Here is a 12,718-nt window from a genome sequence, read left to right as displayed (position 1 = left end):
TACTGACCAGCCCGTGTCACACCCTGGGGTCTGGCCCCAGGGTGTGACACGGGCTCAGCTGTAGGTGTTGCGGGTGGGCCATTGACTTATTGGCGGCATGGTCAATACTTCCTTGACCGCCCACCCCGCCCGAAGGTGTTCCTATGGATCTGCTGCAATACCTGCCACGCGTCGATCTGGCGCGCAGTGAAATCGTCGACCGTGGCATCGAGGTGCAAGCGAGCTTCAGCACCGTGTGCGCAGTGGAGTATATGAAATCCCATAACATCGCTCCCCACATCATCCGCCGTGTCTTGCTGCAACCGGCCCAGCGGCGCTCGGCAGCCTGGGTTATGCACAAGAATTAACGAAAAGTAACGCGCGACTTTAATTAGTTAAAGAACGCATGTGAGAATTGGTGAGATTTTAAGTCCTTGATTTTTAAGGTGCTTTTTTCTGCACATTGAACAGGCAGTTTGTTGAAAATGGCGTCGTTGAGGGCTGTTTGCCTTGTCAAGACCCCTTTATCAACAAAGATATCCACAAACAATGTGGATAATTGGAAAAGCCCTTTTCAATCCGCGACTTACCGCGTTTTACCGGGAATTCGACGGTAGATGGCGCTAAAATAACTACTGTACGTGCATACAGTGCTTATTTCAGGATGCGTCCCGAAGCCTTGAAACTGCCCGGCTCGGCGCCCGGCTGGACCTGGATATCCACAGTGGAGGCCGGCTGGCCGATGACCAGGTGCCCCGACCATGCTTCGCCGTTCTGCAGGCCCTGCAAGATCGCCGCAAATTGCTCGCGGTGCTGGTTGTATTTTGCTAGTTGCGACTGCAGGACTTGCAGGTCCGCATAGTTGCGCAGCGAGGAAATCACGGTGGTGAACAGCTTGCGCGTCGTGAGGTCGGTCTTGCACCAGAAATCGTTGATGTCGTAATCGAGGATGATGCTGTGTTCGAGCGCCTGGCCGGGCTGGCCGGTGCGCAGCACAATGCGCACCAGTTCATTCTTAAGCTCGGAGCGGATCTGGTTGGCCACGCGCAGGCCGGCATCGCTGGTTTCCATGATCACGTCCAGCAGCACCAGCGCCACGTCGGGGTTGTTGCGCAGGGTGGTCAGGGCTTCTTCGCCGGAATAGGCGTGCAGGAAGCTGAGGCGGCGTCCCATGAAGCATGCATTGCTGAGTGAAAACTTGGTGACGACGTGGACGTCGACGTCGTCGTCGACGATCAGTACCCGCCATGGAGCGGGATTGGCGCCTGGAGCCTGCTCGGCGGAACTGGCTTGCGCCTCGTCGTCGATCATCCATCCTTCGCTTGAATCGTCGTCAGGAACTTTCACGTCCATGCATTTTCCTTTGTCGGTTGTGGACACACTATTCCGCGCCAGAACTTTTGTCAAAATATTTTCCGAAGGCTCAGTGAGTTGCAAAATGGCACGCACTCTACCGTGCTAAGTCATTGATTCTATTCAGACTAATCGATTGCCAAAGAATTGGGCAATTTGTTGAAAGCCGCGCCGTTAAAGGCGGAACGGGCTGTCAAGACCCGCTTCTCCACACGTTTATCCACAGCAGAAGTGGATAACTGGAATTTCGTCTTTAAAAACTTCGCATTACGGCAATTTTATCATCCGGACTATGAAGCCGCTGCCTTGAGACGGTTCAATTCGTCGAGAAATCGCTCGCAGGCCAGCCCGGGCGGCCAGGGTTCCCAGGCCGGTTCGCCATACAAGGCCTGCAATGGATCGTCATGCAGGGGCACGGCGTGGATCTTCAAAGTGCGGCGCACCTCTTCATTGCTCCAGCCCACCACGTGCACCGCTTCGCTGGCCGCGGCCAGCCGGTCGGCGCGCTTGTGGACCTGGTATTCCTTCGGCGTCCAGGCCGGCAAGCCATAGCGCAGGAATACCGCTTGTTCCAGCCGCTGGCTCAATTCGCGGAAGCTGTCGCCGAGGAAGGGTTTGAGCACGGAGATGCAATCGAACCCCAGCAAGCCTTCTTCGGCGTCGTGCAGCAGCTCGCGTAGCGAGCGCAGCGGGTCGAGCGGGGCGGGCGACCACAGGCGGCGCAATTGCAGCACCGTGATCGAATGCTGGGCGACGGAGAGGGGCAAGGGCCAGGCCGAGTGGCCGCCCCAGCGATAGGTGCGTGCCAGGCCCAGTGCGAGGTCGGCGTCATCCCAATCGAAGGGCGTGGGGTCCAGCAAGTCCAGCCGGCGGCCGGATGGCATGCGCACCCAGGCGCGTTGAGTCGTCATGCCGCTATCGTATCGTCGCGACGCAGGTCGGTGCAAGCTTGCAGGATAAGTGTTTCAAGTTCGGGCAACAGTGCGGCGGCCGACTGCAGGTCGCCGGCGGCGCTGGCCTTTTCCATTTGATGGCACAGGGTATGCAGTTCGGGGGCGCTCAGGTAGCCGCAGCTGCCTTTCAGAGCGTGGAAGGCGCTGGTGGCGCCTTCGCCATCGCCGTTCTGCAGGGCCAGGCGGCCTTCGTCCATGCGGCGTGGCGCTTCCTCAAGGAAGGCCTGGGCGATGCGCTGCTGGTGGCGTGTTGTCATGCCGCTGAGGGGCAGGATATGGATCGCCGGGCTGGCCGGCTCCACGCCGAACATGTCGTCCAGTTCCGCCAGCGTGGGCGCGGTGCGCGGCAGGCTGCGGCCGCGATTGAGCAATTGCGTGATGGTCTTTTCAAGCTGGTCGAACAGCAGGCGTTCATCCACCGGCTTGCTGAGGAAAGCGTCCATGCCGGCCGACAGGTAGCGTGCACGATCGAGTTCGTTGGCGTTGGCGGTAAGGGCGATGATCGGTATCAGCGGATCGCGCGACGGGTAATCCTGGCTGCCGCCCCGGCGCACCAGGCGGGCCGCCTGCTCGCCATCCATTTGCGGCATGCGGCCATCCATCAGCACCACGTCGAAATCGCGTTCGTGCAGCGCGCGCAGCGCTTCCAGGCCGTTTTCCACGACGGTCGCTTCATGGCCCATGCCTTCCAGCAGGGTGCTGATGATGATCTGGTTGGTGCGCACGTCTTCGGCGCACAGCACGCGCAAGCGGTAGGCGTGGCGCAGGTTGGCCGGGATCTTGACCGGGTCCTGCTCCAGCGGCCCGCCCAGTGCCAGCGGCAGCGAGAAGCGCAGCGTGGTGCCCTTGCCGAGGCGGGTATCGGCTTCGATCTGGCCGCCCATCAGGCCGACCAGCTCCTTGCAGATGGCCAGGCCAAGGCCGGGACCGTCGGCCTGGCGGGTGGAAGAGAGGTCGGCGGGCTCGAATTTGCGGAACAGGCGCGGCAGCATTTCCAGTGGAATGCCCGGGCCCGTGTCGCTGATGCTGAAGCTGACACGGGCCAGCCCGTCAGCCGTTTCGCCGGAAGCGCGCAGCCGCACTTCGCCGCGTTCGGTGAACTTGATGGCATTGCCCAGCAGGTTGAGCAGGATCTGGCGGATGCGGTTGGGGTCGCCCTGCACATGGCGCGGCAGGCCCGGCGCCAGTTCGCAGCGCAGCAGCAGGGCCTTGGCGTCGGCCTGCGGGCGCAGGATGGTGATGGCTTCGTCAATGATGTCGATCAGGTCCAGGTCCTGGGTGTTGATCGACAGGCGGCCGGCGTCGATGCGGGAGAAATCGAGCAGGTCGTTCAGGATCGCCAGCAGGGCTTCGCTGTTTTTCAGGCCGATGCGCAGGTATTCCCCGGTACGGTCGGCGATGGTGCGGTCGCGCAGGGCAAATTTCAGCATGCCGATCACGCCGGCCAGCGGGGTGCGGATGTCGTGGCTCATGGCCGCCAGGAAGTCGATGCGGTGGCGGCCCAGCTTTTCATTTTGAATCTGCGTTTGCCTCAGCGCGGCCTCCCGCGCCTGTAATTGCTTCTTTAGGCTGCGGTTCTCCCATATCAGCAGGATAAACGCCGCCAACCCCAGGATTAATAAGAGGGGCGCAAGCAGTTCAATAAACGATGCAAACGAAGAAAACAAAATATTAATGATCTCCTCAATAGCAATTATTGTAATGGACAAATAATCATGGCGCGATACTGAATTGTTATGCCCCGCTGCACTCGTGTATGATCCCGGCTATGTTAATTTCTCCTGAACAAGGGCTGGCCTTCCTGGCCGCCGCCATGCTCATTACCGTATCGCCAGGTCCGGACAACCTGATGGTATTAAGTATGGGCATGTCCCGTGGACGCAAGCAGGGCGTGGTATTCGGCCTCGGTTGCGCCCTGGGCTGCCTCAGTCATACGCTGCTGGCCGCACTGGGCGTGGGTGCGCTGATTGCCGCATCGCCTGCAGCATTCACCGCGCTCAAGGTTGCGGGGGGACTCTACCTGATCTGGATGGGATATGGCGCACTGCGCAGCAAGGGCGGCGCGCAAGTGGGCCAGGCGGCCCTGCCGGAGGAGTCCTTGGGCAAGCTGTTTGCCAAAGGCTTGTTCGCAAATGCGATCAATCCGAAGGTGGTGCTGTTCTTCCTGTCCTTCCTGCCGCAGTTCGTGGTGGCAGGGCGCGGCGATGCCAGCTGGCAGACCGCGCAACTGGGCCTGGTCTTCACGCTGCAAGCCTGCCTGCTGTTTGGGGCGCTGGGCTACTTCTCGGGCGCCGTGGGCAAATGGATCAACCGCAATCCGCGCGCCGGCCTGTGGCTGGACCGCGGGGCCGGTGCGATCTTCGTCGGCCTGGGCTTGCGCCTTATCGTCGCGCGCTGATCGCGAACCTCAGTTCCAGTTCGTCTTTCACCGATAGTGCGCCGCCGAAAACGGCAAATGGCGTAATGCCGAAATCGGTCTGCTTGACGGTGAAGGCGCCGCTGGCCTGCAGGACTGCACCATCCTCGCGCAACTGCAGCGGCACCTGGTATGCGCGCGTCACGCCATGCAGCGTGATTTCCGCGCGCAGCTTGTCTTTCGTTCCCGGTTCGAAGGCGGCCCGCACCAGCACCCATGGATAGGCTTCTGCTTGCAAGACCTTGCTGAACATATTCCTCCGCGTGCCGTCAATTGCGTCGGCCGAAGGCTGGGTCTCGAGCCCGGCTTCCTTGCGTAGCGCTGCCTCGTCGACCGTCAACTGGTCCAGGCGGAAGCGTAATTCAGTGCGGCCCTGTTCGACGTCCACGAAACCTTCAATCTGGCGCGTGGCAACGACGTGGTCGTGGCCCATGCGAGCCAGCGGTCCGCCACGGCGAACCGTCATGGCGATCAGCGATTCGCCCGCCATGATCCGGTGCGCCGAGCGGCTGGCCTGGAGCGCCGGGGCCGCGCTTGCCGGTGCGGCGGCAGGGGGCGCTGGAGGCTGGGTGCCACAGGCGGAAATGGCCAAAAGCGCCGCTAAAAGCGCGCTTCGAAAAGTCCATTTGCAAATTTTTTTTCGCATTGTGACTATTGGAGAGTTTCTATTATAAAAAGTGTACTATCTTAAACGAAGTCGTGATGTTTTCGTTTTCGAGAATATCCCCTTGCACTTTCAAATCTCTCCCGATTTGAATCCCTTTACCCGCGCAAATGACGCGGGTATTTTTTTGCCCGGGATTATTGGCTACCTTAATGAACTCCTAAGCCTTAGGCGGCGGAAAGCTGGCAAAGTACGTCCATAGCGTACAGCATCCCTGTACGCCGGGTTGCCGGATTCCTCAATCCGGCACGGTTTCTTCTATCCCCGCGCCCTAAAAAGCGTTTTTCACCGGCCCCCTCCAAATGGCCGGTTTTTTTTTGCCCATCTGTAAACGGTATCGCTTGCCTAGATATCGATAACATAATTTTAAGGCAAGCTGCAGGGGTGCGTGCTATATTGGCCTGATATCGATAACACGAGAGGAGACGCTCGGGTTTCGGTATGTCCCTTCGACATTGGTTAATAAGGATAATCATGCATAACCATTCACTAAAGGGCGGGGTCATGGCCGGGTTCAGGGTATTGGCCGTGGCGGCAGCGATCGCCGCTTCATTTCAGCCCGCTTACGCAGTCGACTATGTAGCAACACCTGTCTTGCAACCCGTTGTTAGCGCTACCGGGATCAAGCATCCGGCGCTCGGCATCACGCTGGAGCAGCTCGAGTACGCACGCGCCCAGGTGCGCGCCGACGTCGAGCCGTACAAGACTTACTACAACACCCTGGCTACGGTCTGCTGCAATTACGCGAACATCAACCTGCTGCCGACCAATCGCGATTCGACCAAGATCGATACGCCCAACACGCCCAACTTCAACGGCAATACGGCCCAGGTGCGGCTGATCAACGATTCGCAGGGCGCGCTGACGCAGGCCATCCTGTATTACATCACTGGCCGCAACGAGTACCGCCGCAATGCCATGCGCATTCTGCGCACCTGGAGCAATATGAACAAGGATGGCTATGCCTACTATCCGGATGCGCATATCCACACCGGCGTGCCGCTGTTCCGCATGCTGGCTGCCGCCGAGATCATGCGCTACACGCCGGGCGATCCGAGCTACACTGCCTACCCGCTGGTCTGGACCGACACCGACACCCAGAAGCTGAAGGACAACCTGGTCGACCCGATGGAGCGCACCTTCTTCGCCAGCAACGAGCGCTTCATGAACCAGCATGTGTATTCGATCGTGGGGCGCATGTCGGGGGCGATCTTTACCGACAACCGCGCGCGCTATGACGAAACCGTGGAATGGATGACGGTCAACTCCACCTCGACGCGGCAGGACATCAATGGCGCCATCCTGCCCCTGATCCCCCTGATCGAGGCGGACAACCCTTACAACAAGTACGGCTATCCCTTCTACCAGATCCAGGAAATGCAGCGCGACCAGGCCCACGGCGGGGACAATGTCGACAACCTGACCGGCCTGCTGCGCCTGGTCACGGCCCAGGGCACCAAAGTGGACCCGTTCACCGGCAAGCCTTCCACCTCGGGCGACGCGGTGAGCGTCTACAAGTTCGGCGGCAACCGCGTGCTGATGGGCGCCAATGCCTACGCCCAGTTCATGCTTGGCTATGCCGCGCCGTGGGCCGATACCTCGGGCGGCACCTCTTCCCAATCGGAAGCCTATCGCGGCCGCCTGTACGAAGTGGGCGGCATCCCCGAGCTGTATAACGTGTACAAGTACGAAGAGGGCGTGGACGTCGATGTCGAAGCGCCTTTCCTGGCAGCCGCCAACGCGCATTCGAACGAGTTCGTGACCCGCTGGGGCCCCGGCGCGCCGGCCAACAAGGACATGGGTGCGGAAGCCTTCCTGTCGCTGCCCAAGGCATTGACCGGGGCGGCCCTGCCGCCTAACACAGGCATGCTGGAGACCGAACGCAAATCAATCTACCTGAAGGGCGACTGGAGCAAGGTGAGCGAGGGCGACCGCACCTTCGGCCATGCCAACGTCACGCCGGCCGGCGCTACGGTGGTGTTCACCGACGTGCAGTACGCCGACCGCGCCAAGTACGCGCCGGCCGGCATCATGATCCGCACCAATGCGGTCACCAAGCTTGCCGCCAGCGCCACCGAAAGCGCCAGTCCTTGGTGCGAAATGACGGTGCCCGACACGCAAGGCCAGTGGCGCTATATCGTGCCTGACACGTCGTGGGCGGCCACGCCGGGCAAGCGCCAGGGCGACAATATCATGTACTTCAAATTCACCGGCGCCGAAGGGGCAACGGTGGACGTGGACTTCGTGAACATGGCCGCGCCGACCCAACTGACCCCGCCGCGCTTTGCCATGCCGGTGTTCCCGGCCACGGAGCTGGTGGTGCAGGGCGTGCCTTACCAGGCGACCTACACGGCCACCGATGCCCAGGCCGGCGATACGGTGGTCTACAAGGCGATCAGCATCCCGGATGGCGCCACGCTCGATACCTCGACCGGCGCCTTCAACTGGACGCCGGCTGCGGCGCAAAGCGGATTGCATGACATCGTGATCAGCGCCACCGACGGCATTTCCATCAGCACCATGACCGCGCGCCTGAGCGTGCAGCCGGACCGCGCCAGTGCCTTTGCGGCGGCGCAGGGCGGCTATGACCCTGCCAGCGTTTACACCACGCCGTCGCTGGCGACCTTCCAGCAGGAGATTGCCCCGCTGCGCGAGCAGATGATGACGGTGTCCGATGCCGATTTTCCGGCCCTGCTGAAATCCGTGCAGGCGGTGGTGGCCAAGCTCGAGCTGCTGAACCCGCGCGTTGCGCTGGACGGCAGCCTCGATTGGAGCAAGCACATGGTGACCACCACCACGCTCGACGTAAACCGTGTCGGCCTGCTGGTGGACGGCGACTATAACAGCACGTCGGGCGACTTGCGCAATGTCGTGACCATCGACTTCGGCGCCGACTATCGCGTGTCCGTCGACGCCTTCGGCATCCAGGCCCGCTTCATGTTCGCCAACCGTTCACAAGGCATCAATATCTACGGCTCGAACGACAATTCGAACTGGACCTTGCTGACCAGCCGCGAAACCACCGATACCAGCAACCGCAACTTCGAGCTGGAGACGATTCCTGTGCTGCCAGGCCTGTCGGAACAACGCTATCGCTACTTCATGGTGCGGGTCGACCATCCGGGCCCGCCGACCGATCCTGCCTATCCGGGCATTTCCTCCTATAGCGAATTGCGCTTCCATGGCGACCGCTACGACCTGCTGACGCCAGTGGACGTCACGCCGATCGTCAAGATCCAGCAATCGGGCCTGAACATGAACCGCTTCACGCAGAAGTACACCGGCAACGTGACCATCGTCAACGCTACGGAGCATACCGTCAGCGGGCCGCTGCAATTCCGGCTGTACGGGCTGACGCCGGGCGTGACGCTGGATAACGCGACCGGCATCAAGGATGGCGTGCCCTACATCACGCTGCCGACCCTTGACCTGGCGCCGGGCCAGAGCGTGACCGTGACGACGACCTTCAGCAATCCGGCCAAGGCTGCCATCGCCTATACCCGTCAACTTTTCAGCGTCAAGTATTGAGGACACCATCATGAGTAAACTGCAAACTATGCTGGCGCGGCTGCTGGTGGCCGCCATGCTGGCCTGTGGTGCGGGCCAGGCTGCCGCCGGGCCCTTGTACAAGGTAAGCGTCGACACCGCCTCGCTGGGCACCGGCCCGGCATTCCTCGGCCTGTATTTCATCGGCCTGGCCGATGCGACGCCGGCCACCGCGCTTGTCACCAACCTGGCAGGCGAGCTGCTTGGCACGCCGGACGTGAGCGGGACTGTGTCCGGCGCCGCGCCTGGCCCGCTTGCATTCAGCAATGCCGATGGCGGCAGCGACTGGGTGCAGGCGGTGACGCTGGGCGGCGTGTTCTCCTTCGACGTCAACCTGCTGGTGGGCCAGGGCGATGCCGGTTCGACCTTCGGCTGGGCGCTGTTCAACGACACCAGCTATCTGGGCGCCGACGGCGACCTCGGTACGGTCTCGGTGCAGCCTGTCCTGGGCGGCAACCCGCAGTTCGTCCTGGCCAGCGCCAGTCCGCTGGTTGACGTGCAGGTGGTTGCGGAACCTGGCACCGCCTGGCTGCTGTTGCTGGCAGGCCTGCCCCTGCTGGCATTCACCCGCCGCCGCGCCTGACGCGGCTGGCCCCGGCGTGGGGGCGGAAAAGCAGCTATGATGCAGCGATTCCGTGAAAGGAGCCGCGATGATCGACCTGTACACCGCCGCCACGCCGAATGGCCACAAGATTTCCATTGCGCTGGAAGAGCTGGCGCTGCCTTACGAAATGCATGTGCTCGACCTGGGCAAGAACGAGCAGAAGGAGCCGTGGTTTACGGCCATCAATCCGAACGGGCGCATTCCCGCGATCGTCGACCGCGGCAACGATGGCTTCGCGGTGTTCGAATCGGGCGCGATCCTGGTCTACCTGGCCGAGAAGACCGGCCGCCTGATGCCGCAGGACGCCAAGGGCCGCTCCCTGGTGCTGCAATGGCTGATGTTCCAGATGGGCGGCATCGGCCCGATGATGGGCCAGGCCAATGTCTTCTACCGCTACTTCCCCGACAAGATCCAGCCTGCCATCGACCGTTACCAGGGCGAGTGCCGGCGCCTGTTCCGTGTGCTGGACGGCCAACTGGCGCAGCATGAATTCCTGGCCGGCGACTATTCGATCGCCGATATCGCCAACTGGGCCTGGGTGCGCACCCATCGCTGGTCCGGGGTGGAGACCGAAGGCCTGCCGCACCTGCAGCGCTGGATTCGCCAGGTCCGCGCCCGTCCTGCCGTATTGCGCGGCATCGAGCGGCCGCCGAGCAATGTGTTGGATCGCGCCGACAGTCAGGAGAAAGTAGAGCAATTTGCGGCCGAGGCGCGCAAAATGCTGGAAACCGGCCAGTCGCGCTGATCACAACACCAAGGAGACCCAATGAAGCTGTACACCGCCCCGCGCGCCCCGAATCCGCGCCGCGTCGCCATGTTCATGGCCGAGAAGGGCATCGCGCTTGAATTGCAGGCGGTCGACCTGGGCAGGGGCGAACATCGCAGCGAAGCTTACCTGGCGGTGAATCCGTTCGGCCGCGTGCCGGCGCTCGAACTGGACGATGGCCGCATCCTGTGCGAAACGCGCGCCATCTGCACCTATCTGGAAGGCCTGCACCCGGCGCCGAACCTGATGGGCGAGGGCGCCGAGGAGCGTGCCTTCATCGAAATGGCCGATCGCCGCATGGAGCTGCACCTGTTTGCCATTGCGGCCAACAGCATCCGCCACTCCCATCCCGGCTTTGCGCCGATCGAGAATCCGCAGTTCGCCGACTTCGGCGCTTCGCAAGGCGAGAAGTTCCGCGAGAACGCGAAATGGCTGGATGGCGTGCTGGCCGCGCAGCCTTTCGTGGCGGGGCCGCGCTTCACCATTGCCGACATTACCGGCTTTTGCGCCATCGAGTTTGCGCGCGGGCTGATGAAATTTCGTCCCTCCGACCACGGGCTGCAGCACTTGCAGGCATGGCGCGACCGCATTGCCGACCGTCCAAGCGCCACAGCAGGGGCCTGAACGATGAAAATGGCGCAGCGCCGGCGCTGGCTGGGCTGCATGCCGGCCGCCATCGCTGCAATGGCGGCGGCTTCCTGGCCGTTGCGCACCCTTGCCAGGCCCCGGCCCCTGCGCGCGGTGGCCCTGGCCATTCCACCTTTCGCCGTACTCGACGCAAGCGGCCGCAAGAGCGGCCTGTTCGTGGAAGCACTTGAGCTGATCGCCCGCGAGTCGCAGCGCCAGGTCGAGATCACCCTTGCCCCCTACGCGCGCGCCATCGCCATGCTGCGCTCGGGCGAGGCGGACCTGATGATCGCCACCTCCAACTCGGCAATCGCGGAAGCGGCCGAACCCATGGGCATGTTGTGGACGACGGAAGTCATCGCCATCGGGCGGGCGGGCCTCAAGCTCGACGGCCTGCAAGACCTGCGGGGCCGCACGGTGGGCATGTTGCGCGGCTCGGATTATGGTGCTGCCTTCCTGGACGACCGGGAATACCGCAAGCATGAAATCACCGACCAGTTGCAAGGCATACGCATGCTGCAGGAGGGGCGGCTCGATGCCTCGGTCGGCACGCGCCTGGCGGTATTCCACGCCATGCGCTTGCTGGGCGTGCCGCGCGCGCGCCTGGGCGGGGTGCTGGCGGTGCAGTCGCGCGAGATCCACCTGCACCTGAGCCGCCATAACGCCGACGAGGACCTGGCGACGGAACTGCGCCGCGCCGTGCATGCATTGCGCAGCAGCGGCAAGGCTGATGGGCTGCTGGCTAGGTACCTGGCCGGACTGCCGCCTGCCTGAATTTCCCTATGATCCCGCTGGGGAAGAAGTAGATGGCGAGGATGAACAGGATGCCGAGCCAGAGCAGCCAGCGGTCCGGGTGCAGGGCGGCCGCCAGCACCGGCACGCCGGCCATCGCGCCTGCCGCTTGCGCCATCAGGGACTTCAGGTAATTGTTCGCCAGGATGAACAGGACGGCCCCGATCACGGAACCGTACATGGTGCCCATGCCACCGATGACGACAATCAGCAGGATGTCGGTCATGACCTCAAAGCCCAGCGTGGTCTTGGGGCCGACATAGCGCGCCCACAACGCCATCAGGGCGCCGGCCAGCGCGGCGGCAACGGCGCCGATGCAATTGGCTGCGATGCGATAGACCACGGTGCGGTAGCCCAGGGCCTCGGCGCGGAACTCGTTTTCGCGGATCGCCTGCAGCACGCGCCCGAAAGGCGAGTTCACAATGCGCAGCAGCGCCAGGAAGATCAGCACCGTGCAGGAAAACACGATGTAGTAGGTGAGCACCTTGCCGTCCACGATGCGGCCCATGAATTCGCCGAATTCGTTGGCGGGAGACAGCAGGTCTGGCACGTCGAAAGTCTTGCCGTCCTCGCCGCCGGTCCAGGCCGACATTTGCGATGCCAGCACCGCGAACGAAGACGCGACCGCCAGCGTAATCATGGCATAGAAGATGGCGCGCACGCGCAGCGCAAAAAGCCCGATGACGAAGGCCAGGACCAGCGTCAACGCCAGCGCCGCCGCCAGGCCCAGTGTCATGTCGCCCCAGGCGGGTGTTGGACTGTCGAAGCCGAGGCCGACACCGTAGGCGCCGATGCCGAAGAACATCGTATGGGCGAAGGACACGATGCCCGTGTAGCCGATCAACAGGTCATACGAGGCGACCAGGACGATGTAGATGCAGATGGTGGCGGCGGTGTTGAGCGGCCGGGCCCCGCTGGTGATGAAGGGCGCCAGCGCGAGTCCCAGCACGACCACAAGCAGCAGGACGGACAGGGCGCGGCTGCGCGGCAGGTCGCCGGAAAGAAGGGTGTTCAGCAT

The 12,718-nt window shown here is 62.5% G+C and carries 12 protein-coding genes; 7 read left to right on the top strand and 5 right to left on the bottom strand.

The features are described 5' to 3' along the window. The first annotated feature begins 143 nt into the window (after positions 1–143). On the top strand, positions 144–347 hold the full coding sequence (locus ACN9MY_RS19430) for a hypothetical protein (RefSeq protein ID WP_426162148.1): 204 nt from the start codon (positions 144–146) through the stop codon (positions 345–347). A gap of 286 nt (positions 348–633) precedes the next feature. Here the strand turns inward: ACN9MY_RS19430 and ACN9MY_RS19425 are convergent, their stop codons facing one another. The 3 genes from ACN9MY_RS19425 to ACN9MY_RS19415 form a co-directional block, all read right to left on the bottom strand. After that, on the bottom strand, positions 634–1,332 hold the full coding sequence (locus tag ACN9MY_RS19425; RefSeq protein WP_426335990.1) for a hypothetical protein: 699 nt from the start codon (positions 1,330–1,332) through the stop codon (positions 634–636). Positions 1,333–1,622: 290 nt separating this feature from the next. After that, positions 1,623–2,243: a phosphohydrolase gene (locus ACN9MY_RS19420; RefSeq protein WP_426162146.1), complete on the bottom strand. Its 621-nt coding sequence runs from the start codon at positions 2,241–2,243 to the stop codon at positions 1,623–1,625. Then, entirely contained in the window at positions 2,240–3,952 is a 1,713-nt protein-coding gene (locus tag ACN9MY_RS19415; RefSeq protein ID WP_426162144.1) for an ATP-binding protein, read from the bottom strand. Before ACN9MY_RS19415 ends, ACN9MY_RS19420 begins: the two co-directional genes overlap by 4 nt. Positions 3,953–4,053: 101 nt before the next feature. Between ACN9MY_RS19415 and ACN9MY_RS19410 the strand changes: the two genes are divergently transcribed. Beyond that, the gene (locus ACN9MY_RS19410) at positions 4,054–4,683 is read left to right on the top strand and encodes a LysE family translocator (RefSeq protein ID WP_426162143.1); all 630 of its coding nucleotides are present in this window, start codon (positions 4,054–4,056) and stop codon (positions 4,681–4,683) included. On the opposite strand, the gene ACN9MY_RS19405 is transcribed toward ACN9MY_RS19410, so the two are convergent. Beyond that, entirely contained in the window at positions 4,667–5,293 is a 627-nt protein-coding gene (locus ACN9MY_RS19405; protein ID WP_426318342.1) for a YceI family protein, read from the bottom strand. The two genes, ACN9MY_RS19410 and ACN9MY_RS19405, sit on opposite strands and share 17 nt — an antisense overlap. Before the next feature lie 546 nt (positions 5,294–5,839). Between ACN9MY_RS19405 and ACN9MY_RS19400 the strand changes: the two genes are divergently transcribed. The 5 genes from ACN9MY_RS19400 to ACN9MY_RS19380 all read left to right on the top strand — a co-directional run bounded on the left by ACN9MY_RS19400 (position 5,840) and on the right by ACN9MY_RS19380 (position 11,682). Further along, on the top strand, positions 5,840–8,893 hold the full coding sequence (locus ACN9MY_RS19400; protein WP_426335989.1) for a putative Ig domain-containing protein: 3,054 nt from the start codon (positions 5,840–5,842) through the stop codon (positions 8,891–8,893). Between the two features lie 10 nt (positions 8,894–8,903). Further along, on the top strand, positions 8,904–9,494 hold the full coding sequence (locus ACN9MY_RS19395) for an NF038129 family PEP-CTERM protein (RefSeq protein WP_426318340.1): 591 nt from the start codon (positions 8,904–8,906) through the stop codon (positions 9,492–9,494). A gap of 67 nt (positions 9,495–9,561) precedes the next feature. Continuing rightward, positions 9,562–10,260, top strand: a complete 699-nt coding sequence (locus ACN9MY_RS19390; protein WP_426162139.1) for a glutathione S-transferase family protein — start codon at positions 9,562–9,564, stop codon at positions 10,258–10,260. Positions 10,261–10,281: 21 nt separating this feature from the next. Continuing rightward, a complete protein-coding gene (locus ACN9MY_RS19385) occupies positions 10,282–10,905 on the top strand; it encodes a glutathione S-transferase family protein (protein WP_426162138.1) in 624 nt (207 codons plus the stop codon). Positions 10,906–10,908: 3 nt separating this feature from the next. Beyond that, positions 10,909–11,682, top strand: a complete 774-nt coding sequence (locus ACN9MY_RS19380) for a substrate-binding periplasmic protein (protein ID WP_426162137.1) — start codon at positions 10,909–10,911, stop codon at positions 11,680–11,682. On the opposite strand, the gene ACN9MY_RS19375 is transcribed toward ACN9MY_RS19380, so the two are convergent. Continuing rightward, on the bottom strand, positions 11,651–12,718 hold the full coding sequence (locus ACN9MY_RS19375; protein WP_426318339.1) for a branched-chain amino acid ABC transporter permease: 1,068 nt from the start codon (positions 12,716–12,718) through the stop codon (positions 11,651–11,653). The two genes, ACN9MY_RS19380 and ACN9MY_RS19375, sit on opposite strands and share 32 nt — an antisense overlap.

Source organism: Pseudoduganella sp. R-31 (assembly GCF_049913235.1).
Lineage (GTDB): Bacteria > Pseudomonadota > Gammaproteobacteria > Burkholderiales > Burkholderiaceae_D > Rugamonas.
This window is presented reverse-complemented; position numbering and strand designations above follow the sequence as displayed.